This is a genomic window from Achromobacter sp. ISS7 (assembly GCF_056523125.1).
Genome location: NZ_JAWRZD010000001.1, coordinates 6766647 through 6792694, shown reverse-complemented (window position 1 = coordinate 6792694; position 26048 = coordinate 6766647). Strand labels below are relative to the sequence as shown.

Below are 26048 nucleotides of genomic sequence, written 5' to 3'. Positions count from 1 at the left end.
TCATCATGAAACAAGCTCTTCCCCTGCCGCGCCAAGGCGGCATCCTGCGCCCCGCGCTGGTCGTGTTCGCCGCCCTGTCGCTGGTGACCGGCCTGGCCTACCCCTTCCTGACCACCGGTATCGCCGCCGCCGTGTTCCCGCACGAAGCGTCGGGTTCGCTGATCCGCCAGGGCGACAAGGTGGTCGGCTCGGAATGGATCGGCCAGTCGTTCAGCGCGCCGCAGTACTTCTGGGGCCGGCCGTCGGCCACCTCGCCGATGCCGTACAACGGCGCCAACTCCGGCGGCTCGAACCTCGGCCCGCGCAACCCGGCGCTGGCCGAGGCCGTCCAGGCGCGGATTGCCGCCCTCAAGGCGGCCGATCCGGACAACCCCACGCCGGTGCCGGTGGACCTGGTCACCGCCTCGGGCAGCGGCCTGGATCCGCACATCAGCCCCGCCGCCGCGGCCTACCAGGCCGCGCGCGTGGCCCGCGCCCGCCACCTGCCGCGTGAAAAGGTCGACGCCCTGATCGAGGCCAACACCTCCAAGCCCTGGCTGGGCGTGCTGGGCGACCCGGTCGTCAACGTGCTCAAGCTCAATCTGGCGCTGGACCAACTGGCGCCGGTGAAATGACACGCCGGCGTATAGTATTGCCAGCCGTTCCCCCACTTCACTTGCGCGTTCATGGCTGACAATGCTGGCGAGCGTCCCGATCCGGACGCGCTCTTGAAAGACCTCGACGACGCCGCGCGCCAGGCGGTGCGCGGCAAGTTGCGGGTCTACTTCGGGTCGTCCGCCGGCGTCGGCAAGACCTACGCCATGCTGGTGGCCGCCCGCGCCCATGCCGCGCAGGGCGCCCGCGTGCTGGCCGGCATCGTCGAAACGCACGGCCGGCGCGAGACCGCCGCGCTGCTCGAGGGCGTGGCCGTCCTGCCGCTCAAGGACGTCGCCTACCGCGGCCACGCGCTCAAGGAATTCGACCTCGACGGCGCGCTGGCGGCCCACCCCGACCTGGTGCTGGTCGACGAGCTGGCCCACTCCAACGCGCCAGGCTCGCGCCACGCCAAGCGCTGGCAGGACATCCAGGAACTGCTGGCGGCCGGCATCGACGTCTGGACCACGCTCAACGTGCAGCACCTGGACAGCCTGAACGAGGCCGTCGGCAGCATCACCGGCGTGCGGGTCTGGGAAACCGTGCCCGACGAGGTCTTCGACGCCGCCGACGAAGTCATCCTGGTGGACCTGTCGGCCGACGAACTGCTGCGCCGCCTGCGCGAAGGCAAGGTCTACCTGCCCGAGCAGGCGCGCCACGCCACCCGCAATTTTTTCCGCAAGGGCAACCTGATCGCGCTGCGCGAACTGGCGCTGCGCCGCACCGCCGACCATGTCGACGACGACGTGCAAGCCTATCGCCGCGACCGCGCCATCGAACCGGTCTGGCGCACGCGCGAGGCGGTGGTGGCCTGCATCGGCCCCGACGCCGATGCCGAATACGTGATCCGCAGCGCCCATCGCCTGAGCCAGCAGCTCGAATGCGACCTGCACGTGGTCACCATCGACGTGCCGCGCGTCGCGCCGCCGCCGCAGGCCGAGCAGGAACGGCTGCAACGCAGCCTGGCGCTGGCCGACTCCCTGGGCGCGCGCTGCGAAACCCTGGCCGGCGGCGACATGGTCGACGCGGTGGTGCGCTACGTGCGCCGCCACAACATCACCAAGGCCATCGTCGGCCGCACCCGCGCCAGCGGCCTGCAGCGCCTGCGCCTGTCGCTGTCGGCATTGCTGACCGCGGCCATCAGCCCCGGCTGGCTGTGGCGCCGCCACAGCTTCGCCGACATGCTGGCCGCCGGCTGCCCCGAGATCGACATCATCCGCCTGGGCGCGCCGCCGCTGCCCGCCGCCAGCGTGCCGGGCCGCGACCCGCTGACGCTCGGCCGCCGCGGCCGCCTGCCCGGCGACGAACGCAGCCCGCTGGCGCTGGCCGGCTATGCCTGGGCGCTGTGCTATTGCGCGGTGGCCACCGCGCTGTCGGCGCTGGCGTTCCCGGCGCTGCACCAGACCAACATCGTCATGCTGTTCCTGCTGGCGGTGGTGGTGGTGGCGCTGCGCCATGGCCGCGGCCCCGCCGCGCTGGCCTCGATCGTCAGCGTGGGGCTGTTCGACTTTTTCTTCGTGCAGCCGCTGGCTTCGTTCGCGGTGTCCGACGTGCAGTACCTGCTGACCTTCGGCGTGCTGCTGGCCGTGGGCCTGCTGATCGGCCAGCTCACCGCCGGCCTGCGCTTGCAGGCGCAGGCCTCGGTCAAGCGCGAGGCCGATGCGCGCAGCCTGTATGAGTTCGCGCGCGAACTGTCGTCGGCGCTGCTGCCCGAGCAGATCGTCGCGTCCGCCGGCGCCTTCGTGCACGCCACCTTCGGCTCGCGCTGCGCGCTCTACATCCTGGGCCTGGACGACCGCCTCAAGCTGGCCTCCCCCGCCGCCGACGACATGCCGCCGCTGGAATCGGCGCTGGCCCAATGGGTCTACGACCACGGCCAGCCGGCAGGCGCCGGCACCGCCACACTGTCCAACAGCGACCTGCTGTACCTGCCGCTGAAGGCGCCGATGCGCACCCGCGGCGTGCTGGCGCTGGCGGCGCCGCGCCGCAGCCTGTTCTCGCAACCCGACTCGCGCCGCCAGATCGAAGCCTACGCCACGCTCATCGCCATCGCCCTGGAACGCCTGCACTACGTCGAAGTGGCGCAGCAGGCGCTGGTCAGCATGGAATCCGAAAAGCTGCGCAACTCGCTGCTGGCCGCGGTCTCGCACGACCTGCGCACGCCGCTCACCAGCCTGGTCGGCATGACCGACACGCTGATGCGGCGCCAGGACTCGCTGCCGGCCGACATCCAGGACACCATCCGCGCCATGCGCGACCAGGCGCAGCGCATGCACGCGCTGGTTGCCAACCTGCTCGACATGGCGCGGCTGCAGAGCCGCGACACGCCGCTGCGGCTGGAGTGGCAGTCGATCGAGGAACTGGTCGGCGCCTCGCTGGCCGCCATGCGCGAGCCGCTGGCGGCGCACCAGGTCGCGGTCGACAGCCTGTCCGGCCTGCCGCTGGTCGAATGCGACGGCGTGCTGATCGAGCGGGTGCTGTGCAACCTGCTGGAGAATGCCGCCAAGTACACGCCGGCCGGCAGCGTCATCCGCCTGCATGCCGCGGCGCAGGACGGCGAGCTGCGCGTCGCGGTGTGCGACAACGGCCCCGGCGTCGCACCCGGCGCCGAGCGCCGCATCTTCGAGAAATTCACCCGCGGCGAACGCGAATCCGCCACCCCCGGCGTCGGCCTCGGCCTGGCGGTGTGCGAAGCCATCGTCAGCGCGCACCACGGCCGCATCTGGGTCGAGCATGCGCCGGGCCAGCCCAGCGGCGCGCAGTTCGTCTTCACCCTGCCTCTGGGCACGCCGCCTCCGATCCACCCCGAAATCGCCTGAGTCCATCGCATGTTCGACTTTCAGCCCACCGTCCTCATCATCGAGGACGACGCCAATATCCGCCGCTTCGTGCGCCAGGCCCTGGAAGACGAAGGCTGCGCCGTGTTCGAAGCCGACACCGTCAAGCGCGGTCTGATCGAGGCCGGCACCCGCCAGCCCGACGCCGTGGTGCTCGACCTGGGCCTGCCGGACGAGGACGGCATGACCCTGATCCGCGAACTGCGCGGCTGGACCGAAGTGCCGGTGCTGGTGTTGTCCGCGCGCACCGCCGAGGCCGACAAGGTGGCGGCGCTGGACGCCGGCGCCGACGACTACCTGACCAAGCCGTTCGGCGTCAGCGAACTGCTGGCGCGGCTGCGCGTGCTGCTGCGGCGCCATGCCCGCGGCGGCGCCGGCAGCGCCGCCGAGATCAGCTTCGGCGAGGTGCGCGTGGACTTCGCCAAGCGCGTGGTCGAGCGCGGCGGCCAGCACGTGCACCTGACCGCCATGGAATACCGCCTGCTGGCCGCGCTGCTGGCCCATCGCGGCAAGGTCATGACCCACCGCGAACTGCTGCGCGAGGTCTGGGGGCCGTCGCACGTGGAAAGCAACCACTACCTGCGGATCTACATGGGCCACCTGAGGCAGAAGCTCGAGGCCGATCCGGCGCAGCCGGTCTACCTGCTGACCGAGATCGGCGTGGGCTATCGCTTCGCGGGCTGAACGCGAGCGCGAGGCGCATCCGCATTGATGCGCCTTTTACGCGGGCCGCGCGAGTCTTGTCTCGCCGTTTATGCCGCTTCTCCTATCGTGGCGATCCCGTCCAACACAGGAGAATTCCATGTCCCGCAATACCCTGGCCGCGCTCGCGCTGCTGGCCCTGGCCGCCCCCGCGCACGCCGCCGATGCGCCCGCCGCCGGTGAACCGCCCCCCGAGTACTCGCTGACCGCCAACGTCACCCTGGCCAGCCAGTACCGCTACCGCGGCCTGATGCAGACCAACAACCAGCCCGCCATCCAGGGCGGCTTCGATTTCACCCACGCCAGCGGCCTGTACCTGGGCAACTGGAACTCCAGCATCAGCTGGCTCAACGACGGCAACAGCAAGGTCTCGGCGCCGGTGGAAATGGACTTCTACGGCGGCTACAAGGGCAACCTGGCGCCGAACGTGCCGTTCGACCTGGGCGCGCTGCAGTACTACTATCCCGGCGACTACCCGTCGGGCTACACCAGCCCCGACACCACCGAGCTGTACGCTGGCCTGGGCTACGGCCCGGTGCTGTTCAAGTACTCGATCGCCATGACCAACCTGTTCGGCTTCGCCGACAGCAAATACAGCCAGTATTTCGACCTGAGCGGCAACTTCGACACCGGCTTCTGGGGCCTGACGGTCAACGCCCACGTCGGCCGCCAGACGGTCCGCAACGTCACCGACGGCGCCTACACCGACTGGAAACTGGGATTGACCAAGGACTTCGGCCAGGGCCTGGCGGTCTCGATCGCCTACATCGACACCAACGCCGACCGCGCCGTCTACACCAACAGCCGCGGCCGCTACATGGGCCGCGCCACCGGCCTGCTGTCGCTGACCAAGACTTTCTGAAGCGCCCGGGCGTTGACGCGCTTTTTACGCGTCGCGCCCGCATTTATCGGCAGGTTTTACGGCCCGCTTTCTATAGTGGAATCGTCATCAACCAACCGGATACGCGCCAGCCCGCCCCCGCGGCTGCGCCCCCCGACCGCCATGATTCCCCGCCAAGAACGCAGCACGTACGCCTCGTTTGACCGTCCCGCTCCGGCCCATGCGCCGCAACCCGCGGAAATGGTTTCCCTGACCGTCAGGATCGACACGCTGGACGCCTTGAAGGTCCGGCTGGCCCTGCACCGCGAACTGGGCGAACGCATCGGCGTCTACGTGCTGTCGGTGGATCACGCCCATGGCCAGAGCGTCCTGCAGCTGCATTGCGACCGCGACCAGGTCGACGCCCTGATGCACGCGGTGATGTGCGGCCTGCCCCAAGCCGAATTCGGCCCGCTGCGCCCCGCTGCCGCCATTACGGTGCAGTGAGCCATGGATACCCCGCTCACCCCCGCTTTCGACGGTCTCTGGCTGCCGATGGTCACGCCGATGCGCGGCGGCTACGTCGATTGCGAGGCCGCCCAGGCGCTGGCGCGCTACTACCGCAACGCCGGCGTGGCCGGCCTGGTGCTGTTCGGTTCCACCGGCGAAGGCAACCTGCTGTCCATCCCCGAGAAGATCGAGATGATCGAGGCCATCCGCCGCGATCCGCACGCCCTGCCGCTGGTGTTCGGCGCGGGCGGCGTCGACACGCGTGGCGTGGCCACCGCCATCCGCCGCCTGGACAAGTACGCGCCCGCCGGCTACCTGGTGCCGCCGCCCTATTACCTGGGCCCGTCGCAGCAGGGCATCCTGTGGCACTACCGGCAGATCGCCTGGGCCACCGAGCGCCCCATCATCCTCTACAACATCCCCAAGCGCGCCGGCGTCACCATGACGGTCGAAACCATGGAATCGCTGGCGTTGCTGCCCAACTTCCGCGCGGTCAAGGAATGCAATCCGCCGGTACTGATGGCGTTGAACGCGCGCGGGCACCTGGCGGCCCTCTGCGGCGAGGACATGGCGCTGCTCGATCATTTCCTGGCGGGCGGGCGTGGCGCCATTCCGGCGGCCGCGCACCTGTTTCCCGAGCGCTTCGTCGAAGTGATGCAGCTGGCGCGCGATGGCCACGCCGAAGCGGCGCGCGAATTGTTCGAGCCGCTGCGCGGCCTGATCCGCGTGCTGTTCGCCGAATCCAACCCGGCGCCGATCAAGCGCGCGCTGGCCCTGCAAGGCCTGATCGCCGACGAACTGCGCCTGCCCATGACCAGCGCCAGCCGCGAGCTGACCCCGCGCCTGCAGCGGGCCATGAGCGTGGTGCAGGGCTCGCCTAGTAGGCTGCAGACAGCTTGAACACCGCCACCGCGCGCGCCAGGTCGTCGGCCTGGTCGTGCAAGGTGGAGGCCGATGCCGCGAACTCCTCGACCAGCGCCGCGTTCTGCTGCGTCACGCTGTCCAGGTGCGTCACCGCCTGATTGATCTGCTCGATGCCGACGCTCTGCTCGGACGACGCGGTGGCGATCTCGCCCATCAACGGCGCGCTGCTCGCCGCCGACTGCAGCACGCTGCTCATGGTGGCGCTGGCCTGCTCCACCCTCTGGCTGCCGCGTTCGACCGAATCCGACGACGCCTCGATCAGCGTCTTGATTTCCTTGGCGGCGGTGGCCGAGCGCTGCGCCAGCGCCCGCACCTCGCCCGCCACCACCGCGAACCCGCGGCCCTGCTCGCCGGCGCGGGCGGCTTCCACCGCGGCATTGAGCGCCAGGATATTGGTCTGGAACGCGATCTCGTCGATCAGCCGGATGATCTCGTCGATGCGCTGCGAGCTCTGCGAGATCTCGCGCATCGCGTCGATCGCATGCTGGGTCTCTTCGCTGCCCTGCCGCGCCAGCTGCGCCGACTGGCCCGCCAGCGAACTGACCTCGCGCACGTGGTCGGCGCTCTGCTTGGCGGTGGCCGTGATCTGCTCGACGCTGGCCGCGGTCTGCTCCAGCGCGGCCGCCTGCTTCTCGGTGCGGTCGTGCAGGTCCATGCTGCCCGCGGCGATCTGGCGCGAGGCCGCCGCGATCGAACCGGTGGAGTGCACGATGGTGCGCACCGCCACGTCCAGCCGCTCCTGCATCAAGGCCATGGCGTCGAACAGCCGGCCGATCTCGCCGCGATGGTGGCGCGAAATGATGCTGGACAGGTCACCCTGCGCCACCCGCTCACAGACCGCCACCGCCTCGTCCAGCGGCCGGATGATGTGGGAACGGAAGAACCGCAGCGCCGCCGCCAGCAGTACCACCAGCAGCGCCAGCGTCACGCCGCCCTGGCGCCACAGCGTCGCGCGGAAGGCGGCGTCGACGTCATCGACGTACAGGCCGGTGAACATCAGCCAGCCCCATTCGGGGTCGTAGACGGCGTAGCTGGCCTTGGGCAGCGCCTCTTCGGCCCCCGGCCGCGGAAAGTGGTATTGGACGAAACCGCCGCCCGCCTTGCCCTGCGCGTAGAGATTCTCGAAGATCGGCAGGCCGTCGCTGTCCTTGACCGCGCGCACGTTGGTGCCGGTCATCTTGCCGTCGGGATGCACCAGCAGCGTGTAGCTGTCGTCGAACACGCCGACATAGCCATCCGCGCCGTAGCGCAGTTGCGCCAGGCGCTGCGCCACGTTGCGCTTGGCCTGCTCGGGCGACAGGCGCTCGTCGATGGCGCGCTGCTTGCCATTACGCACGATGCCGGCGGCCAGGTCCAGCACGTTGCGCAGTTCCGTCTTGCGCTCGGCCAGCATCTCGGCGCGCCGCTCCCAGGCATCCCATCCCCCCAAGGCCAGCACCGCGACCCCGATCGCGAGCACGAACCACAGCAACTCCCTGCGCAAGCTTGAATTCTTCATAGACCCTTTTTCTCCATGCCCACCGCCGCCAGAAACCAAAGACAGCGAAATGTGACGATTTATCTGTTGCGTCTGATCAGAATAAGGGGGAGCGGCAGGGTTTTCACCAACGAGAGGGGGCCGGCTTGATCTACGTCAAGCCTGACAGGCATTTGGATGCGCCACGCGCGCGCGAAAAAAAAGCAAGGCCGCCAGGGCCTTGCTTTTCAGGATGACGAGGCGGCCGCGACGGGCCGCCCGGATCCGCTATCGCTTCGCCGCGAGGCGCTGCTGCGCCAGCCCGGTCCGGGCCGAGGTCAGGGCATACAGCACTACCACCGTCAGCGCGTAGATCGGCACGCTGCGCATGTTGCGGAACATCATCTCCGACAGGCTGAAGACGAAATAGCCCAGGCAGAACAACATGCCGATCTGCGAACCCACGTGCACCACCGGGTCATCGCTGGCGGATCGCCGCCAGAAGACCGCGGCGGGGATCAGGTACAGCGCCAGCATGCTGAGCAGCCCCAGCAGCCCGTAGCCGGCGAGTGCCGCCAGCATGTCGTTGTGGGGCTCGCCGTAATCGGTCGAGACCAGCTCGGTGACGATGCCCTGCTTCTGCAACTTGACCAGTTCCGGCCGGAAGTTGGGCACGCCCACGCCGACCAGCGGGCTTTCCTTGAACATCAGCCAGGAAGCCTTCCAGAGCTGAATGCGGATGCCGACGGAGGTGTCGCGGTCATGGTGCTCGTAGCGGTTCACGTCCGTGGCCACGCTCTTCCAGCGGCTTTCCTTGCTGTTCCACGACACCGCGGCCACCACCGCCATGATCACCACCAGGGCCGCCAGGAAGGCGAACTTGGTGCGGCGGCGCCACTGGCGCTTGGTCAACAGGTAGACCAGCCCGAAAACCAGCAGCAGCGCCCAGCTGCTGCGCGTCTGCGAGGCCCAGACGCCATATACGCTGATCGGGACCGCCGCGATCTTCAAGCCGGCTTCCAGGCGCGGCCAGGGCGACAGGCGCCAGGGCAGCGTCAGCACCTAAGCCAGGCCAAAGAAGATGATCAGATCGGCGAATGCCACCGCGTTGTAGCGCCCACCATAGTCGGACACCGCCACCCGGCCCAGGCCGGGCGCGTGAATGATGTACACCACCATCAGCGAGCCGACGATGGCGCCGAACAGCAGGCTCCATTGCACCTGTTGCAACCAGTTGCGGGGGGCCCGCAGCAATACCCAGCAAACCGGCACCGCCAGCGCGAAGCGCAGCAGTTTCTCGATTTCGGAGGAGCTCCAGACGCCCAGATACGTACTGCTGATCAGCATGGCCAGCAGCGGCGCCATCAGCGCGATCGCCATCGGCGTAAGCTCGTTCAGCGCGAACGGCTCCCAGCGGCGGACGAGGTTGACCGCCATCGTCACCAAGGCGATCAACGCGGTCAGGTAGATGATGGCGGGGCCGCCCACGGCGCTGGTCAGGGCCAAGGCGGGAATCAGCAGCGCCAGGAATACGACACTGCGCAAACATAGGGTGGACATCATGGATTCAGCTCGGCCCCTGGCGGGACCAATCGATGCTTCGTGAAAAAGGGTTGGACAACGCGCAGTCGCAACTATGGACATGGAATGCGCATGTCCGTTCCGCAAGAAACCGCCGTTTGAGGATCAAGACCGGACGGCCTTCGTGGCCGCGACGGATTTTTTGTAGTCCCGTGTCAGGCTTTCGAAAGCCGACATGACGCTGCCCGGCCGCAGCCATTCGCGCCACAGGCGGTCGCGCCAGCGGCCACCGGGAATATAGACGGGATACGCGATGCGCGACATCGACCAGCCCGGACGCCAGGCCTTGGTCCGGGTGGGCCGGCCAGTCAGCGTCAGCGTCGGTACGCCCACGCTGGACGCCAGATGACCGATTCCGGACTCATTGCCGATGAACCAGCCGCATTCATGGATGAATGCGGCGACATCGGCCAGGGAGGGAGACTGCTGGATCGCCAGGCCGGCATCGGTCAGGCAGGTCCATTCGGCGCGCTCATGCGGCGCCAGGATGAAAACGGGTTCGTAGCCCTGGCGCTGCAGGCGCAACCCCAGCTCGACGAAGTGGCGCGGCGCCCAGCAGCGCTGGGCGCCCGTGGACGACGGATGCACGGCCACCCGCTTCTCGAACGCACGGTGCCTTCCGGCCACGGGCGGGCGCAGGCCGATATCGGTACCCGCCAACGACAGCCCCAACGCATCGCGGCAATAATCCCGGATCTGGTTGAGTTTGATGAACCCCTTGCCGGTGATCACCACGTGGGCGTCGTAATAGAAATAGGACGCAGCGCAATCATGCAAGGCGTATGGCCAGCCCACGTGCATCTGCGCCGCGCAATCGTAGTCGGCCAGCGCCGCCGGCGCCTGCTCCTGCGACAGCGACGGCCGGATGTCCATGCCGGGGAACCAGCTGCGCAGGCCGTAGGCGAAATCGCCAAAGACCGTGACCTGGCGTCCGTGCGCGGCCAGGTTGAACGCCATCGTCATCATCAACAGCGTGTCGCCCAGCCTGGGAGCCATCAATAGCGCAACCCGCCTGGCGTCACGCAGATTGCGGACGCACGCCGGAGCATCGTAGGGCGGCATATTGGGAGCGGGTTGGGCCATGTGTCGGGAATATCAGCGAACCGGGTCAGTCAAACTGAGCCAAGAATATCAGCGCAGGTAGGGAAAATGCAGCATTGCTGAACATATAAATTATACTGCTGTAACAATCACAATCTGATTCGTTTTGTCTTGATTTGGTATATCGACACATAAGGACTTCCCTTATTTCGATATACATCTTCACACCGGCACGGCCTCAAAAAAGCCCGCAGGCCTTGCGGCGCGCGGGCTTCGGGGTTGTGTACCGATAATCCCGGTCACATGTTTTCGATCATGACCTGACCAAAACCGGAGCACGATACCTGCGTCGCGCCCTCCAGCAGGCGGGCGAAGTCATACGTGACCTTCTTGGACAGGATCGACTTCTCCATGCTGGAGATGATCAGGTCGGCCGCTTCGGTCCAGCCCATGTGGCGCAGCATCATTTCCGCCGACAGGATTTCCGAACCCGGGTTGACGTAGTCCTTGCCCGCGTACTTCGGCGCCGTACCGTGGGTGGCCTCGAACATGGCGACCGAATCGGACAGGTTGGCGCCCGGGGCGATGCCGATGCCGCCCACTTGCGCGGCCAGCGCGTCGGAGATGTAGTCGCCGTTCAGGTTCAGGGTGGCGATGACGTCGTATTCGGCCGGGCGCAGCAGGATCTGCTGCAGGAACGCGTCGGCGATGACGTCCTTGACGATGATCTCGCGGCCGGTCTTGGGGTTCTTGAACTTGCACCACGGGCCGCCATCGATCAGCTGCGCGCCGAATTCCTTCTGCAGCAGCGCATAGCCCCAGTCGCGGAAGCCGCCTTCCGTGAACTTCATGATGTTGCCCTTGTGCACCAGGGTCAGCGACGTGCGGTCATTGTCGATGACGTACTGCGCCGCCTTGCGCACCAGGCGCTCGGTGCCCTCGCGCGACACCGGCTTGATGCCGATCGACGAGGTGTTCGGGAAACGGATCTTCTTGACGCCGAGCTTGGTCTGCAGGAACTGGATCAGTTCCTTGGCCTGCTCGCTGTCCGCCATGTATTCGATGCCGGCGTAGATGTCTTCCGAGTTCTCGCGGAAGATCACCATGTTGGTCTTTTCGGGTTCACGCACCGGCGAGGGCACGCCCTTGAAATACGCCACCGGGCGCAGGCAGACGTACAGGTCCAGCTGCTGGCGCAACGCCACGTTCAGCGAACGGATGCCGCCGCCCACGGGCGTGGTCAGCGGGCCCTTGATCGAGACCACGTAGTCCTTGACCACGTCCAGGGTCTCGTCGGGCAGCCAGACGTCCGGGCCGTAGACCTTGGTGGCCTTTTCACCGGCGTAGACCTCCATCCAGTGGATCTTGCGCTTGCCGCCATAGGCTTTCTGCACGGCGGCATCCACCACCTTGATCATGACGGGCGTGATGTCGGCGCCGGTGCCGTCACCCTCGATGTAGGGCACGATGGGCTGATCCGGCACATTCAGCGAGAAATCAGCGTTGACCGTGATCTTCTGGCCCCCAGCGGGCACCTTGATATGTTGATAGGACATGAATGCTCCATTTGCTCCGAGTGGTTTTTCTGCACGCGCGCCGCATCGGCTGGCGTGTGGTCCGCGGGCCGCGCGGCCCTGGCGAAACGCACACTGGATAGCGGATAGCAACCAATTCTATATCGCATTGCGGCCCGCGGGCGGGCGGCGCCCCGGCGGGCGGTAAAATAAAGCCCTCTCTGGCCAGCATGGCATCCGTCTGACAATGTTCAACCCTTCCCGCGACCAAGTCCGCGAATTCTTCATCGAAACCTGGCGCAAGCACCGCGCCAACGAGGTCCTGACCCCGCTGGAGGCCATGGCCCTGGACTGGATCATCGAGCATCCGGAATACCACGCCGATCTCGAAAGCCCCGAGGCCATGACCGCCGAATACGCGGTGGAAAAGGGCCGCACCAACCCGTTCCTGCACCTGTCGATGCACCTGGCCATCGCCGAGCAGCTGTCGATCGACCATCCGCCCGGCATCCGCAACGCCTACCAGCGCCTGGTGGCGCGCAGCGACGCGCACCAGGCCGCGCACGAGATCATGGAATGCCTGGGCCGGGTGGTCTGGGAAGCGCAACGCCTGGGCACCCCGCTGGACAGCGATACCTACATCGACCTGATCCGCCAGCGCGCCGAACGCTAGCCCCGCGCAGCGCGAACGCCCAAGAAAAAACCCTCGGTCTCCCGAGGGTTTTTTGCATGCGGCCGGAGCGTCGGGCTATTTGCGCACGCCCAGGTCGCTGGGCTGGGCCGACAGCCAGGCCGCCACGTTGCTGATGTCCTGGTCGGACAGCTGGGTGGCGAAGGCGCCCATGATGGGGTTCTTGCGCACGTTGGCGGTGGCAGCGCTGCCCGAGGCGCCGCGGCGGTAGGCCTTGAGCGCATGCACCAGGTAGTCGGCGTGCTGGCCGGCCAGCGTCGGATAGGCCGGGTCCACCGCCGTCTTGGCGTCGGCGCCGTGGCACGAGGCGCAATTGAATTTGTCGAAGACGGCCTTGCCGGCCGCCAGGTCCTGGGCCTGGGCAGTCGCGCCCGAAATGGCCAGCGTCGCGCCCGCGAGGGCAAGCATGATGCGGTTCATGTGATTGCCCCCGGGTTATTTCAGGTTCGAGTAGTAAGCGGCCAGGTCGGCGATGTCCTGGTCGGACAGGCTGCCGGCAATGGCATCCATCGTGGGATGGCTGCGCGCGCCTTTCTTGTACTCGTTGAGGGCGGTCTCGATGTACTTGGCGTTCTGGCCAGCGATCATCGGTACGTGATAAAGCTCGGGGAACGTCGCCTTGTAGCCTTCGATGCCATGGCAACCGATGCACATGGACACCTTGTCACGGGCGTTCTGGACATTACCGACCGGCGCTGCATCCGCAGCAACTGCCTGGCCGGCGATCGCACAGGATGCCAATGCGGCCAGCAGGGAAACCGAGTACTTCAGAGAGAATCGCAACTTCATTGGGATGGCTCTTCTTGGTATGGCTTGAGGACTAGGGCCTGCTCACACGGAAAGGCCCCCGGCAAACACGTTGCGGGTCGAACCCAACTGCAAAACCGCCTGATTGTACGATAATTGTCTAGGATTAATACCCGAAAATGGCCTTGATCCCCATCAACCCTGAGAAGTCCGCTCATCCATGTCCGCTGCCCAGACCGCTCCTTCCGCACCGCACGCACGCTTCGATGGCACCGACCGATACGTCGCCACCGATGACCTCAAGCTCGCCGTCAACGCCGCGCTGACACTGCAGCGCCCGCTGCTGATCAAGGGCGAACCCGGCACCGGCAAGACCATGCTGGCCGAGGAAGTGGCGCGCGCGCTGGACCGTCCTTTGCTGCAGTGGCACATCAAGTCCACCACCAAGGCGCATCAGGGTCTTTACGAATACGACGCGGTGTCGCGCCTGCGCGACTCGCAGCTCGGCGACGAAAAGGTCCGCGACATCCGCAACTACATCGTGCAGGGCACGCTGTGGCAGGCCTTCGACGCCGAACAGCCGGTGGTGGTGCTGATCGACGAGATCGACAAGGCCGACATCGAGTTCCCCAACGACCTGCTGCGCGAACTCGACCGCATGGAATTCCATGTGTACGAAACGCGCCAGACCATCGCCGCGCGCCACCGGCCGCTGGTCATCATCACCTCCAACAACGAGAAGGACCTGCCCGACGCCTTCCTGCGCCGCTGCTTCTTCCACTACATCCGCTTCCCCGACCGCGACACCATGCGCGACATCGTCGCGGTGCACTTCCCCGAACTCAAGCAGGACGTGCTGCGCGCGGCGCTCGACACGTTCTTCAGCCTGCGCGACGCGCCCGGCCTGAAGAAAAAACCGTCGACCTCCGAACTGCTGGACTGGCTGCGCCTGCTGCTGGCCGAGGACGTCAGCGCGGCGCAGATCGATGCGCACACCGCCACCGCGGTGCCGCTGATGGCCGGCGCGCTGCTCAAGAACGAACAGGACGTGCACCTGCTCGAACGGCTCGCCGCCATGACCCGCGGCACGCCGCGCCGCTGACGCTTCCTTCACGGCGCCTGCCATGCTGATCGACTTCTTCTACCACCTGCGGGCCCACAAGCTGCCGGTCTCGGTGCAGGAATACCTGACGCTGGTGGACGCGCTGCGTCGGGACGTGATGACGCCCACGCTGGACGACTTCTACTTCCTGGCGCGCACCGCGCTGGTCAAGGACGAATCGCTCTACGACCGCTACGACAAGGCCTTCGGCGCCTACTACAAGGGCATCGAGGCCGCGCTGCCCGCGGGCAAGGACATCCCGCTGGACTGGCTCATCAAGCAGTTCGAGAAGAGCCTGACGCCGGAAGAAAAAGCCGCCATCGAGAAGCACGGCTGGGACAAGCTGATGGAGCTCTTCAAGGAGCGCATGGAAGAGCAGAAGGAACGCCATGCCGGCGGCAGCAAATGGATCGGCACCGGCGGCACCTCGCCCTTCGGCAACGGCGGCTACCACCCCGAAGGCATCCGCGTCGGCGGCCAGTCGGCCGGCAACCGCAGCGCGGTCAAGGTCTGGGACATGCGCCAGTTCAAGGACTACGACGACCAGGTCGAGCTGGGGACGCGCAACTTCAAGGTCGCGTTGCGCCGCCTGCGGCGCTTCGCGCGCGAAGGCGCCGAGCTCGAGCTGGACCTGGACGACACCATCGCCAGCACCGCGCGCAACGCCGGCCACCTGGACCTGCGCATGGTCCCGGAGCGCCACAACACGGTCAAGGTGCTGATGCTACTGGACGTCGGCGGCAGCATGGACGACCACATCGGCCGCGTCGAGGAACTGTTCTCCGCGGCCCGCAGCGAGTTCCGCAATCTCGAGGTCTACTACTTCCACAACTGCCCCTACGAGAGCCTGTGGCAGAGCAACCGCCGGCGCCAGAACGAACGCTTCGACACCTGGGACGTGCTGCGCAAATACAACCCCGACTGGCGCCTGATCATCGTCGGCGACGCCACCATGAGCCCCTACGAGATCCTGCAACCGGGCGGCTCGGTCGAGCACTACAACAAGGAACCCGGCGCGCAGTGGATGCGCCGGCTGCTGGACGCCTGGCCCAAATCGGTGTGGCTCAATCCCGAGCCCACCGCGTCGTGGCAGTACCGCCAGTCGATCGCGCTGATGCGCGACATCATGCAGGACCGCATGTACCCCGTGACGGTCGCGGGGCTGGAACAGGCGATGCGGGTGCTGTCGAAGTAAGGCGACGACCGCGCGCCGCCGCGCCCCCTCGGCGACGCGCGTCAGCCATCCACCGGCCGCGCCGGCGTGTCCAGCGTCAGCTGGTAGAACGCCAGGTCGAGCCAGCGGCCGAACTTGAAACCCGCCTCGCGAATAGTGCCGGCATGCGCGAAGCCCAGCTTCTCATGCAGCTTGATGCTGCCCTGGTTGGCCGCGTCGATGCCGCCGATCATCAGGTGCACCTGGTTGGCGCGGGCGCGCGCGATCAGCACGCGCATCAGCGCCTCGCCCAGCCCCTGCCCACGGAAACGGCCGTCGACATACACGGAATGCTCGACCGAATACTTGTAGGCCGGCCAGGCGCGGAACGTGCCGTAGCTGGCAAACGCCATCAGCTCGCCCGCCGCGTTCTCGAACCCCACCACCGGAAAGCCGCCGTTGGCCTTGGCCTGGAACCAGCCCTGCATCGCCTCGCGCGGGCGCGGCTTGTAGTCGTACAGCGCGGTCGAGGTGACGATGGCCTCGTTGAAGATGGCCAGGATCTGGTCCGCATGGCGCTCATGCGTGCAATCGACCAGGAGGGCGCCGTCCGGAGCGGCGTTGTCTGCGTGCGTAGTCATGGCGCGGATTGTAGCGGGCCGCCCTGACCGCCAGATAAAAAAAACCGGCGATGTCGCCGGTTCAGTGAGGGGACTGCCGCTTCTGGCCACTCTCAGGCGGCGCGGCTCTCCACAGATCGGTTGGCGCTGCCGGCCATGCTGCGCATCCCCGGACACTGGCGCCAGGACAGTTCGTCCGCATCCATGTCCAGGTCGAACAGGTCGTTGGCCGCGGGCCACGGATGCTGGCGCGCCTCGGCGCCTTCCATCTCGAGCACATGCCCGGCAAAGCCACGCGGCGATCCTCCGCACTCGGCGAAATAGCGCTGGGCGCGCAGGTCCACCACATAGGTGGTCATGTCATGGGTCAGTATGGCCACGAATTGGCCGTCATCACTGGCATAAGCGTACTGAAACTGTCCTTTGATGCGGTCGCCGCTCATGGGGCTGCCGGTCAGTTGGGACAAGGCACGCGTGACGATCTCGGTCAGCATGGGTCGTTCCTCCGAAAGATGCGCCGGCAGGATGCCGGCGGCGAAGGCGCGAACAACAAGCACCGTCGTCGCCCGTGGGGCGCGAGGCGCAATCCGGCATGCGGCCGGTCTGCGACCCGGCGGGGCGGCGGCTGGCGTTGGACGGGAAGCCTGTAGACGGCTGTCGCGCATCCCGTCGACAACAGCAACTACGTTCTGCAAAGCTTACACCCGCGCCCGCCCCGATCTCAAATCGACCGCGCCAAGCCAGGGTGTTGCGGCGCAACATCCTGGCGTGACAGGGCCTGCCGGCGCTTATGCCGCCGCGAACGGCTCCGTGCCTGTGCCTGCGTCACCATTTTTCTGCGCATGCCACGCCTCGCGCGCCAGCCGGTACAGCACGTGCGTCTTCAAGGGATGGCCGTCCGGCACGGCCGGATGCTCGAAGCGCTGCGCATCTTCACGCATGCCAAGACGCCGCATCACGGCGCGTGATGGCTCATTTTCCGGCACCGTGAACGCCACGATCTCGGGCACGCCGATCTGCTCGAACCCCACCCGCAGCGCGGCCTGCGCGGCCTCGCTGGCGTAGCCCCTGCCCCAATAGGGCGCCGCCAGGCGCCAGCCGATTTCCACGCCCGGCGCGAACGGCAGCGTCGGCGCCAGCGCCTTGATGCCGACGAAACCGATGAACGGCGCGACGCCCGGCGCCTCGACGGCCCAGAAGCCCCAGCCGTACTCGTCGATGCCCGCGGCCAGCCGGTCGGCCAGCGCATCGCTTTCCGGCGCGGTCATCGGCAACAGGTAGCGGGTCACGCGCGCGTCGGTGTTCATGTCGGCGAACGGCTTGCGGTCGGCCGCCAGCCATTGCCGCAGCACCAGGCGGGGAGTCTCGATTTCAAGGGATAGCGACATGCACGGTTTTCCAGACAGAACGACGGGCCGGCGCGCCAGGGGCGGGCCCCTGAACCATTCACACCGTATACACTCCAACGGATTCTGCCATGCCAAAGGAATAGTCCGCCATGCGCCTGTCCATATCGAAGCTGCCGCGTCCGCTGGGCGCGCTGCTGTTCTCATCCTTCCTGGCCTTCCAGGCCGGAGCCGCCAGCCTGCCGGCTGGCGTCACGGAGGCCGCCTCGATCGAGGGCATCACCGAATACCGCCTCAGCAACGGCCTGCGCGTCCTGCTGGTTCCCGACGAATCCAAGCCCTCGACCACGGTCAACATGACCTACCTGGTCGGCTCGCGCAACGAGAACTACGGCCAGACAGGCATGGCCCACCTGCTCGAACACATGCTGTTCAAGGGCACCTCCACCACGCGCAACGCCATGGGCGAGTTCTCGCGCCGCGGCCTGCAGGCCAACGGCTCGACCTCCAGCGACCGCACCAACTATTTCGCCAGCTTCGCCGCCAACCCCGACACCCTCAAGTGGTACCTGGGCTGGCAGGCCGACGCCATGGTCAATTCCCTGATCGCCAAGGAAGACCTCGATTCCGAAATGACCGTCGTGCGCAACGAGATGGAAAGCGGCGAGAACAGCCCCTTCCGCATCCTCATGCAGAAGATGCAGGCGGCCGCCTTCCAATGGCACAGCTACGGCAAGAACACCATCGGCGCCCGCTCCGACGTCGAGAACGTCGACATCGGCCAGCTGCGCGCCTTCTATCACGAGTACTACCAGCCCGACAACGCGGTGCTGATCGTGGCCGGCAAGTTCGATCCGCAGGCTACGCTGGCCGACATCGAGGCCACGCTGGGCAAGCTGCCCAAGCCCGACCGCAAGCTGCCGCCGGAATACACCGTCGAACCGGCCCAGGACGGCGAGCGCGCCGTCACGCTGCGCCGCGCCGGCGGCACGCCGCTGGTCGCCGCGATGTACCACATCCCCGCCGCCGGCAGCACCGACTTCGTGCCGTTCGACCTGGCCACCACCATCCTGGCCGACACGCCTTCGGGCCGTCTCTACCACGCGCTGGTGCCGACCAAGCTGGCCTCGGGCGTGTTCGGCTTCACCATGGAAAACCTGGATCCGGGCCTGGCGATGTTCGCCGCCCAGCTGACCCCGGGCAAAAGCCAGGACGCCGCCATGAAGGCGCTGACCGGCACGCTCGAAGCGCTCGGCAAGAAGCCCTTCACCCAGCAGGAACTGGACCGCGCGCGCAGCAAGTGGCTGACCTCGTGGGAACAGACCTACAGCGATCCCGAGCAGGTCGGCGTGGCGCTGTCCGAAGCCATTGCCGCCGGCGACTGGCGCCTGTTCTTCCTGCAACGCGACCGCGCCCGCAAGGCCACGCTGGCCGAAGTGCAGCAGGCCGCCACCACCTACCTGGTGCAGAGCAACCGCATCGAAGGCCGCTACATCCCGACCGAAAAGCCGGTGCGCGCGCCGCAGACGCAACGCGTCGACCTGACCGCGGTGTTCAAGGACTACAAGGGCGACCCCGACTTCAAGGCCGCGTCCGCCTTCGATCCCACGCCGCAGAATATCGACCGCATGACCCAGCGCAAGACGCTCGACCTGCCCAACGGTCCGGTGCAACTGGCGCTGCTGCCCAAGGCCACGCGCGGCAACCGCGTGCAGGCGCAGATGCTGATCCAGTTCGGCAACGAGAAAGACCTGCTGGGCCAGCGCGTGAATTCCAGCGCCGTGGCCGACCTGCTGACGCGCGGCACCGCCAAGCTGTCGCGCCAGGACATCCAGGACCGCCTCGACAAGCTGCAGGCCGAGCTCGGCTTCAGCGGCGGCGGCACCACGCTCAAGATCGCCATGTCGACCAAGCGTGAAAACCTGCCCGAGCTGACCCGCCTGGCGCTGGACATCGTGCGCAACGCCAACTTCCCCAAGGAGCAGCTCGAGGAATACCAGCGCCAGCTCGAGACCTCGATCCAGAACGCCATGACCGAGCCGCAGGCCCTGGCCGGACGCGCCCTGGCGCGCCAGGACAATCCGTGGCCCGCCGATGACCTGCGCTACGTGCCCACGTTCGACGAATCGCTGGCCAGCATCCGCGCGCTGAACCGCGACGCGCTGGTCAAGTTCCACGCCAAGTTCTACGGTGCCGGCAAGATCGAGTACTCGGCGGTCGGCGATTTCGAGCCCGAGGCCGTCGAAAAGGCCGTCAAGGATGGCCTGGCCGGCTGGAAGCGCGCCCCCGCCTACACCCGTGTCGGCAATCCGTACCGCGACATCCCCGCCAAGCAGTTCGACATCGAGACCCCGGACAAGGCCAACGCGTTCTACATCTCGCGCATGCCCCTGAAGTTGCAGGACAGCGATGCCGACTACGCGGCGCTGTACCTGGCCAACTACCTGTTCGGCGCCTCGGAAACCTCGCGCCTGTGGAACCGCGTGCGTGAAACCGAGGGCCTGTCCTACAACGTGCGCAGCTCGCTGTCGGTCTCGTCGTTCGAACCCAGCGCCAGCTGGACCATGTACGCCATCTACGCGCCGCAGAACCGCGAGCGCCTGGAAAAGGCCATCGGCGAGGAACTGGCACGCGTGCTCAAGGACGGTTTCAGCGACAAGGAGATCTCCGACGGCATCACCGCCCTGCTGAACTACCGCAACCTGGCCCGCGCCCAGGACGACGTGCTGGCCGGCACCTGGCTCGACTACCTGCAGCGCGGCCGCACCTTCGAATGGTCGGCCGAGATGGACAAGAAGATCAGCGCCCTCACGCCCGACACGGTCAACGCGGCGCTGCGCAAGTACCTGCGCCCCGACGGCTTCAGCACCGCCGTCGCCGGCGACTTCAAGAAAAAGGCGCCCTGAGCGCCACGCCCCTCCCGGCGTCCCAGCCCCTGCCCCGGCAGGGGCTTTTTTTTGCCCACACGTTCCGGCCTCGCCCGTCGGTTCCCCACCCAGAAATGAAAAGACCATGCCAAAAGTGGGTAGATATCCCTATGCGGCATTTATTACATGGCTATTTGGAAAGATGTTTTCAAGATATCAGGGTTTATCCCAAGTGGAATGACGCGCACAATTCAGTCATCGGGAACAAACAACGAACCACGACGGAGGGCCGCCGGATTCGGCCCCGTTTAAAACGAATTGGAGGTCATTATGAAAACCCTGACAACTACCCTGCTGATTTCCCTAGCCCTGGTGGGCGCTGGCGCCCAAGCCGCCGGCGTCGAGCAGGCCAAGTCGAGCGCCCAGGTGGCGACCGAATTGCAACAGGCCAAGATCAGCGGCCAATACACCTTCGGCGAGCTGGACTATCCGCCCGCCCTGCCCCAGGCCGCCAGCCTGAGCGCGCAGGAAGTGCAAGCCCAGCTGCAACAAGCCAAGACCAGCGGCGAATACACCTTCGGCGAACTGCAATACCCGCCCGTCAAGGCGGCGGCCAGCGTCAAGACGCGCGCCGATGTGCAGCAGGAACTCGCCCAGGCCAAGGCCAGCGGCCAGTACACGTTCGGCGAACTCGAATACCCGCCGATCACCCGGTGAGCTGCTTGCTGTAGCCCGGCCGGCCCCGGGCGGCATCATGGTTCGGGGTCGGTTTTTTCAGGCCACAGCGGCGGATCTAGCAGTGGAAGTAGCAGTACCTGTAGTTAGGCAGTACGCAGTCTGTTTTGGAAGTAGCAGTACCTGTAGTTAGCAGTACGAAGTCTGTTTTGGAAGAGGCAGCACCTGTAGTTAGCGGTACGAAGTCTGAAGCAAGAAGTTGCAGTACCTGCAGTGAAACCGCGGCGCAAGCCGCGGTTTTTTTTCGCCCCGGCGATTGCCCCGCCCAATGAAATCGGCCCAGGATCCGGATGCCTCCAGACCCTGGGCCGCGTGCCGCCGCTACGGCGGGATTCAGCTCAGCGGATTCAGCTGAAGAACTCCTTGACGCGATCGGTCCAGGACTTGCTTTGCGGCGAGTGGCGGTCGCCCCCGTCGTTCAGCGAGGCCTCGAACTGGCGCAGGATGTTCTTCTGGTCGTCGCTCAGGCGCACCGGCGTCTCGACCACCACGTGGCAGTACAGATCGCCCGGATAGCTGCCGCGCACGCCGCGGATGCCCTTGCCGCGCAGGCGGAAGGTCTTGCCGGACTGCGTGCCTTCGGGAATCGAGATCTCGGCCTTGCCGCCCAGCGTCGGCACCTGCAGTTCGCCGCCCAGCGCCGCCGTGGTGAACGGGATGGTCAGCTCGCAGTGCAGGTCGTCTCCGTCGCGCTGGAAGATCTTGTGCTGCTTGATGTGGATTTCCACATACAGGTCGCCCGGAGGGCCGCCGTTGATGCCGGGCTCGCCATTGCCGCTGGAGCGGATGCGCATGCCGTCGTCGATGCCGGCCGGAATCTTGACCTGCAGGGTCTTGTTGCGGCGGATGCGGCCGACGCCATCGCAGGCCGCGCACGGATCGGTGATTTCCTTGCCATTGCCATGGCAGGTCGGGCAGGTCTGCTGGACGCTGAAGAAACCCTGCTGCATGCGCACCGCGCCGGAGCCGCCGCAGGTACGGCAGGTCTTGGGCGAGGTGCCGGGCTTGGCGCCGGAACCGTGGCAGGTGTCGCAGTTTTCCCAGCTGGGCACGCGGATCTCGGTGTCGAAGCCGGCCGCGGCCTGCTCCAGCGTGATCTCCAGCGCGTACTTCAGGTCGGCGCCGCGATAGACCTGCGGACCGCCGCCGCGACGGCCACCGCCGCCGCCGCCAAAGATCTCGCCGAAGATGTCGCCAAAGGCGTCGGCGAATCCGCCGCCCATGCCGCCAGCGCCCATGCCCGCGGCGTTGGGGTCGACGCCCGCGTGGCCGTAGCGGTCGTACGCGGCGCGCTTCTGTTCATCGCCCAGGACCTCGTAGGCCTCCTTGGCTTCCTTGAACTTCTCTTCGGCTTCCTTGCTGTCCGGATTGCGGTCCGGATGGTACTTCATGGCCAGCTTTCGATAGGCCTTCTTGAGTTCGTCGTCCGAGGCGTTTTTCGCCACGCCCAGGACTTCGTAATAGTCGCGTTTTGCCATGATCGGTGGGCTCGGGGGAGAGCCTTCTTTTCAGTGCTACAGAATGAGTTCGCCCGGTAGGCGGATTTCTCCGGCTACCGGGCGGCAGAGGCAGGTCAGCGCCCGGCCATTATTGGTCGCGCTTGACTTCCTTGAAGTCGGCGTCGACGACATTGTCGTCCACCGGCTTCGCGTTGTCGGCGGCCTGCTGCTGGCCGGCGGCTTGCTGCGCCTGCATGTCGGCGTACATCTTTTCGCCGAGCTTCTGCGAGGCGGTCGACAGGGCTTCGACCTTGGCGTCGATGGCGGCCTTGTCGCCGTCCTTCAACGTTTCTTCCAGCGCCTTGATGGCCGCCTCGATGCCTTCCTTCTCGGACGCCTCGAGCTTGTCGCCGTATTCGGTCAGCGACTTGCGGGTGGCGTGCACCAGGGCATCGGCCTGGTTGCGCGACTGGGCCAGCTCGGCGACGCGGTGATCTTCCTCGGCGTTGGCCTCGGCATCCTTGACCATGCGCTGGATCTCGTCTTCCGACAGACCCGAGTTGGCCTTGATGGTGATCTTGTTTTCCTTGCCGGTGCCCTTGTCCTTGGCCGACACGTGCAGGATGCCGTTGGCGTCGATGTCGAACGTGACTTCGATCTGCGGCATGCCACGCGGCGACGGCGGGATCCCTTCGAGGTTGAACTCGCCCAGGGCCTTGTTGCCCGCGGCGATCTCACGCTCGCCCTGGAACACCTTGATCGTCACGGCCGGCTGGTTGTCGTCGGCGGTCGAGAAGGTCTGCGAGAAGCGGGTCGGGATGGTCGTGTTCTTCTGGATCATCTTGGTCATCACGCCGCCCAGGGTTTCAATACCCAGGGACAGGGGGGTGACGTCCAGCAGCAGCACGTCCTTGCGATCGCCCGACAGCACGGAACCCTGGATGGCGGCGCCAGCGGCGACGGCTTCGTCGGGGTTCACGTCCTTGCGCGGATCCTTGCCGAAGAATTCCTTCACCTTTTCCTGAACCTTGGGCATGCGGGTCATGCCGCCGACCAGGATCACGTCGTCGATGTCGGAAACCTTCACGCCGGCGTCCTTGATGGCCACGCGGCAGGGTTCGATGGTGCGTTCGATCAGTTCCTCGACCAGCGCTTCCAGCTTGGCGCGCGTGATCTTCAGGTTCAGGTGCTTCGGACCCGAGGCGTCGGCCGTGATGTACGGCAGGTTGATCTCGGTCTGCTGCGCCGACGACAGTTCGATCTTGGCCTTTTCAGCGGCTTCCTTCAGGCGCTGCAGGGCCAGCACGTCCTTGGACAGATCAACGCCTTGTTCCTTCTTGAACTCGGAGATGATGTAGTCGATGATGCGCTGGTCGAAGTCTTCGCCGCCCAGGAAGGTGTCGCCGTTGGTCGACAGCACTTCGAACTGCTTTTCGCCATCGACGTCGGCGATTTCGATGATCGACACGTCGAACGTGCCGCCACCCAGGTCATACACGGCGATCTTGCGGTCGCCCTTTTCGGTCTTGTCCAGGCCGAAGGCCAGCGCGGCCGCGGTCGGCTCGTTGATGATGCGCTTGACTTCCAGGCCGGCGATGCGGCCGGCGTCCTTGGTGGCCTGGCGCTGGCTGTCGTTGAAGTACGCCGGCACCGTGATGACGGCCTCGGTCACTTCCTCGCCCAGGTAGTCCTCGGCGGTCTTCTTCATCTTGCGCAGCACGTCGGCCGACACTTGGGGAGGCGCCATCTTCTTGCCGCGCACTTCCACCCAAGCGTCGCCGTTGTCGGCCTTGACGATGGCATAGGGCATCAGGTTGATGTCCTTCTGCACCGCCTTTTCCTCGAACTTGCGGCCGATCAGGCGCTTCACCGCGTACAGCGTGTTGCGCGGGTTGGTCACGGCCTGGCGCTTGGCGGGCGCGCCAACCAGCGTCTCGCCGTCGTCCATGTAGGCGACGATCGACGGGGTGGTGCGGGCGCCTTCGGCGTTTTCGATGATCTTGACCTGACCGCCGTCCATGACAGCCACGCAGCTGTTGGTCGTGCCCAGGTCGATGCCAATAATTTTGCTCATGGTCGGGTTACCTTGGATAAATCTGTGAAATTGGAGAGAAATTTCCTGTCCCCACATAACTGGGGCTGCCCGCAGGGTTTTTCAAGACGCCTGGCTGGAATTTTCCGCCGGCGTTTCCTGCAGGCGCCGGATCGCCGCCGTGAACTGGGGCAATCCGGGCCAACCGGTGATGCGGCCGAGCCGTTTTCCGGCCCGGTAAAGCACAAAAGTGGGGACGCCATGCAAGGAAAAGCGGCGGCCCAGCGGCTCGTCGGCGTACACATCCGCCTCGAACCAGCTCAGCCCCAGGCCCAGCAGGGTTTCCTGGTGCAGCAGCGCCGCCTGCTTGAAGAGATTGCAGTTATAGCAATCCTGGCCCCACAGGAACACGCAGCGCAGGTCCGATCCCGGCGCCTGGACCACGGCGGCGTCGAATCCCGCGGTATCGACATGACGCATGCCGAACACCGCGAAGACCTGGGCCGGGTCGAACCTGGGATCGGTCATGGCGCGCCGTCCGTTCAGCCTTGGCCGGCGGACACCACCACCAGGGCCGGACGCAGCGTGCGGTCGGCGATGGCGTAACCTTTCTGCAGCACCTGCACCACCGTGTTGGCGGGCTGGTCGGTCGGGATCGACGAAATCGCCTGGTGCTGGTGCGGATCGAACTTGTCGCCCTGGACCGGCGCGATTTCCTTGAGCATGTTGCGCTCGAAGGCGGCGGTCAGCTGCTTGAGCGTGACTTCGACGCCTTCACGCAGCGTGTCCACGGTCTGGTCGGCCTGGGCCAGCGCGGCCTCGAGGCTGTCCTTGACCGGTACCAGGCTTTCCGCGAACGACTCGATGCCGAACTTGCGTGCCTTGGACACTTCTTCCTGGGCACGGCGGCGCACGTTCTCGGCCTCGGCGCGGATGCGCAGAAGCTGGTCCTGCTGCTCATTGACGGTGGCCTGGGCGGCGTCCAGCTGGGCGCGCAACTCGTTCAGCTCGGCCTGCGCGGCGTCCTGGGCGGCGGGGGCCGCATCGGCATCGCTGCCGAATCCGGGCGTCTGATCTACAGGCTCGTTGGGTGCCGTCATGGGGAATCCTCCAAAAAGAATGGCTTTCGCAGACATGAATGGGGGCCAATACCCCTATTTCAAGCCCGGGAAAGCAAATATTCCCCGTCGCGCGCCGCCACCGCGGCAACCGGCAGTCACCCAGGAAAATCCGGAAAAACCCGCCAAGACCCCGGCTTCAACCGCAAACCGCACGGAAAACCGGCATCTCGGCAAACC

At 66.3% G+C, this 26048-nt stretch carries 23 protein-coding genes and 1 pseudogene; 11 read left to right on the top strand and 13 right to left on the bottom strand.

Translation table 11 applies throughout. The features are described from left to right. Positions 1 to 5 precede the first annotated feature (5 nt). The 6 genes from kdpC to dapA all read left to right on the top strand — a co-directional run bounded on the left by kdpC (position 6) and on the right by dapA (position 6402). Complete coding sequence (kdpC, locus tag AC1HFW_RS30930) at positions 6 to 614, top strand: potassium-transporting ATPase subunit KdpC (protein ID WP_006393244.1); 609 nt, start codon at positions 6 to 8, stop codon at positions 612 to 614. A 51-nt stretch (positions 615 to 665) separates the two neighbouring features. Beyond that, entirely contained in the window at positions 666 to 3452 is a 2787-nt protein-coding gene (locus AC1HFW_RS30925; RefSeq protein ID WP_479286355.1) for a DUF4118 domain-containing protein, read from the top strand. Positions 3453 to 3461: 9 nt separating this feature from the next. After that, a complete protein-coding gene (kdpE, locus tag AC1HFW_RS30920; RefSeq protein WP_035360034.1) occupies positions 3462 to 4154 on the top strand; it encodes a two-component system response regulator KdpE in 693 nt (230 codons plus the stop codon). Between the two features lie 118 nt (positions 4155 to 4272). Beyond that, positions 4273 to 5034 carry a TorF family putative porin gene (locus AC1HFW_RS30915; RefSeq protein ID WP_479286353.1) on the top strand — a complete coding sequence of 254 codons (762 nt, stop codon included), beginning with the start codon at positions 4273 to 4275 and terminating at the stop codon, positions 5032 to 5034. A gap of 219 nt (positions 5035 to 5253) precedes the next feature. Continuing rightward, positions 5254 to 5499: a hypothetical protein gene (locus AC1HFW_RS30910; protein ID WP_241074495.1), complete on the top strand. Its 246-nt coding sequence runs from the start codon at positions 5254 to 5256 to the stop codon at positions 5497 to 5499. A gap of 3 nt (positions 5500 to 5502) precedes the next feature. Continuing rightward, complete coding sequence (gene dapA / locus AC1HFW_RS30905; protein ID WP_479286351.1) at positions 5503 to 6402, top strand: 4-hydroxy-tetrahydrodipicolinate synthase; 900 nt, start codon at positions 5503 to 5505, stop codon at positions 6400 to 6402. On the opposite strand, the gene AC1HFW_RS30900 is transcribed toward dapA, so the two are convergent. The 4 genes and pseudogenes from AC1HFW_RS30900 to icd form a co-directional block, all read right to left on the bottom strand. Beyond that, entirely contained in the window at positions 6380 to 7924 is a 1545-nt protein-coding gene (locus AC1HFW_RS30900; RefSeq protein ID WP_035360033.1) for a methyl-accepting chemotaxis protein, read from the bottom strand. The two genes, dapA and AC1HFW_RS30900, sit on opposite strands and share 23 nt — an antisense overlap. Before the next feature lie 246 nt (positions 7925 to 8170). Then, positions 8171 to 9442 (bottom strand): annotated as a pseudogene (locus tag AC1HFW_RS30895) (O-antigen ligase family protein). 126 nt (positions 9443 to 9568) lie between these two features. Further along, positions 9569 to 10546 (bottom strand): glycosyltransferase family 9 protein, encoded by a 978-nt coding sequence (locus AC1HFW_RS30890; protein WP_479286349.1) that lies wholly within the window; start codon positions 10544 to 10546, stop codon positions 9569 to 9571. 257 nt (positions 10547 to 10803) lie between these two features. Beyond that, positions 10804 to 12060 (bottom strand): NADP-dependent isocitrate dehydrogenase, encoded by a 1257-nt coding sequence (gene icd, locus AC1HFW_RS30885; protein WP_006393232.1) that lies wholly within the window; start codon positions 12058 to 12060, stop codon positions 10804 to 10806. A gap of 205 nt (positions 12061 to 12265) precedes the next feature. On the opposite strand from icd, the gene AC1HFW_RS30880 reads away from it, so the two are divergent. Next, positions 12266 to 12691 (top strand): DUF1841 family protein, encoded by a 426-nt coding sequence (locus AC1HFW_RS30880; protein ID WP_006393231.1) that lies wholly within the window; start codon positions 12266 to 12268, stop codon positions 12689 to 12691. 75 nt (positions 12692 to 12766) lie between these two features. Here the strand turns inward: AC1HFW_RS30880 and AC1HFW_RS30875 are convergent, their stop codons facing one another. Both AC1HFW_RS30875 and AC1HFW_RS30870 read right to left on the bottom strand, forming a co-directional pair. Beyond that, a complete protein-coding gene (locus AC1HFW_RS30875) occupies positions 12767 to 13129 on the bottom strand; it encodes a c-type cytochrome (RefSeq protein ID WP_006393230.1) in 363 nt (120 codons plus the stop codon). 15 nt (positions 13130 to 13144) lie between these two features. After that, positions 13145 to 13498, bottom strand: coding sequence for a c-type cytochrome (locus AC1HFW_RS30870; RefSeq protein WP_035360031.1), 354 nt, complete (start codon positions 13496 to 13498; stop codon positions 13145 to 13147). Between the two features lie 178 nt (positions 13499 to 13676). Here AC1HFW_RS30870 and AC1HFW_RS30865 point away from each other — a divergent pair, with 178 nt between their 5' ends. Together AC1HFW_RS30865 and AC1HFW_RS30860 are read left to right on the top strand one after the other, a co-directional pair. Then, on the top strand, positions 13677 to 14558 hold the full coding sequence (locus AC1HFW_RS30865) for an AAA family ATPase (protein ID WP_006393228.1): 882 nt from the start codon (positions 13677 to 13679) through the stop codon (positions 14556 to 14558). 22 nt (positions 14559 to 14580) lie between these two features. Beyond that, positions 14581 to 15753, top strand: a complete 1173-nt coding sequence (locus AC1HFW_RS30860) for a vWA domain-containing protein (protein WP_479286347.1) — start codon at positions 14581 to 14583, stop codon at positions 15751 to 15753. Between the two features lie 41 nt (positions 15754 to 15794). Here the strand turns inward: AC1HFW_RS30860 and AC1HFW_RS30855 are convergent, their stop codons facing one another. The 3 genes from AC1HFW_RS30855 to AC1HFW_RS30845 form a co-directional block, all read right to left on the bottom strand. Beyond that, positions 15795 to 16352, bottom strand: coding sequence for an N-acetyltransferase family protein (locus tag AC1HFW_RS30855; protein WP_479286346.1), 558 nt, complete (start codon positions 16350 to 16352; stop codon positions 15795 to 15797). Between the two features lie 92 nt (positions 16353 to 16444). Then, on the bottom strand, positions 16445 to 16825 hold the full coding sequence (locus AC1HFW_RS30850; protein ID WP_006393225.1) for a hypothetical protein: 381 nt from the start codon (positions 16823 to 16825) through the stop codon (positions 16445 to 16447). 294 nt (positions 16826 to 17119) lie between these two features. After that, on the bottom strand, positions 17120 to 17719 hold the full coding sequence (locus AC1HFW_RS30845) for a GNAT family N-acetyltransferase (protein WP_061072296.1): 600 nt from the start codon (positions 17717 to 17719) through the stop codon (positions 17120 to 17122). Between the two features lie 110 nt (positions 17720 to 17829). On the opposite strand from AC1HFW_RS30845, the gene AC1HFW_RS30840 reads away from it, so the two are divergent. Together AC1HFW_RS30840 and AC1HFW_RS30835 are read left to right on the top strand one after the other, a co-directional pair. Continuing rightward, on the top strand, positions 17830 to 20583 hold the full coding sequence (locus AC1HFW_RS30840; protein ID WP_061072297.1) for a M16 family metallopeptidase: 2754 nt from the start codon (positions 17830 to 17832) through the stop codon (positions 20581 to 20583). A gap of 291 nt (positions 20584 to 20874) precedes the next feature. Beyond that, on the top strand, positions 20875 to 21261 hold the full coding sequence (locus AC1HFW_RS30835; protein ID WP_061072298.1) for a DUF4148 domain-containing protein: 387 nt from the start codon (positions 20875 to 20877) through the stop codon (positions 21259 to 21261). A gap of 365 nt (positions 21262 to 21626) precedes the next feature. Here AC1HFW_RS30835 and dnaJ read toward each other — a convergent pair whose 3' ends face one another. From dnaJ to grpE, 4 genes are all read right to left on the bottom strand, one after another. Beyond that, the gene (gene dnaJ, locus AC1HFW_RS30830; protein ID WP_006393221.1) at positions 21627 to 22757 is read right to left on the bottom strand and encodes a molecular chaperone DnaJ; all 1131 of its coding nucleotides are present in this window, start codon (positions 22755 to 22757) and stop codon (positions 21627 to 21629) included. A 109-nt stretch (positions 22758 to 22866) separates the two neighbouring features. Continuing rightward, positions 22867 to 24792 (bottom strand): molecular chaperone DnaK, encoded by a 1926-nt coding sequence (gene dnaK / locus AC1HFW_RS30825; protein ID WP_006393220.1) that lies wholly within the window; start codon positions 24790 to 24792, stop codon positions 22867 to 22869. An 81-nt stretch (positions 24793 to 24873) separates the two neighbouring features. Next, positions 24874 to 25278 carry a thioredoxin family protein gene (locus tag AC1HFW_RS30820; RefSeq protein WP_054432974.1) on the bottom strand — a complete coding sequence of 135 codons (405 nt, stop codon included), beginning with the start codon at positions 25276 to 25278 and terminating at the stop codon, positions 24874 to 24876. Between the two features lie 14 nt (positions 25279 to 25292). Beyond that, positions 25293 to 25850, bottom strand: coding sequence for a nucleotide exchange factor GrpE (grpE, locus tag AC1HFW_RS30815; protein WP_006393218.1), 558 nt, complete (start codon positions 25848 to 25850; stop codon positions 25293 to 25295). Positions 25851 to 26048 lie beyond the last annotated feature (198 nt).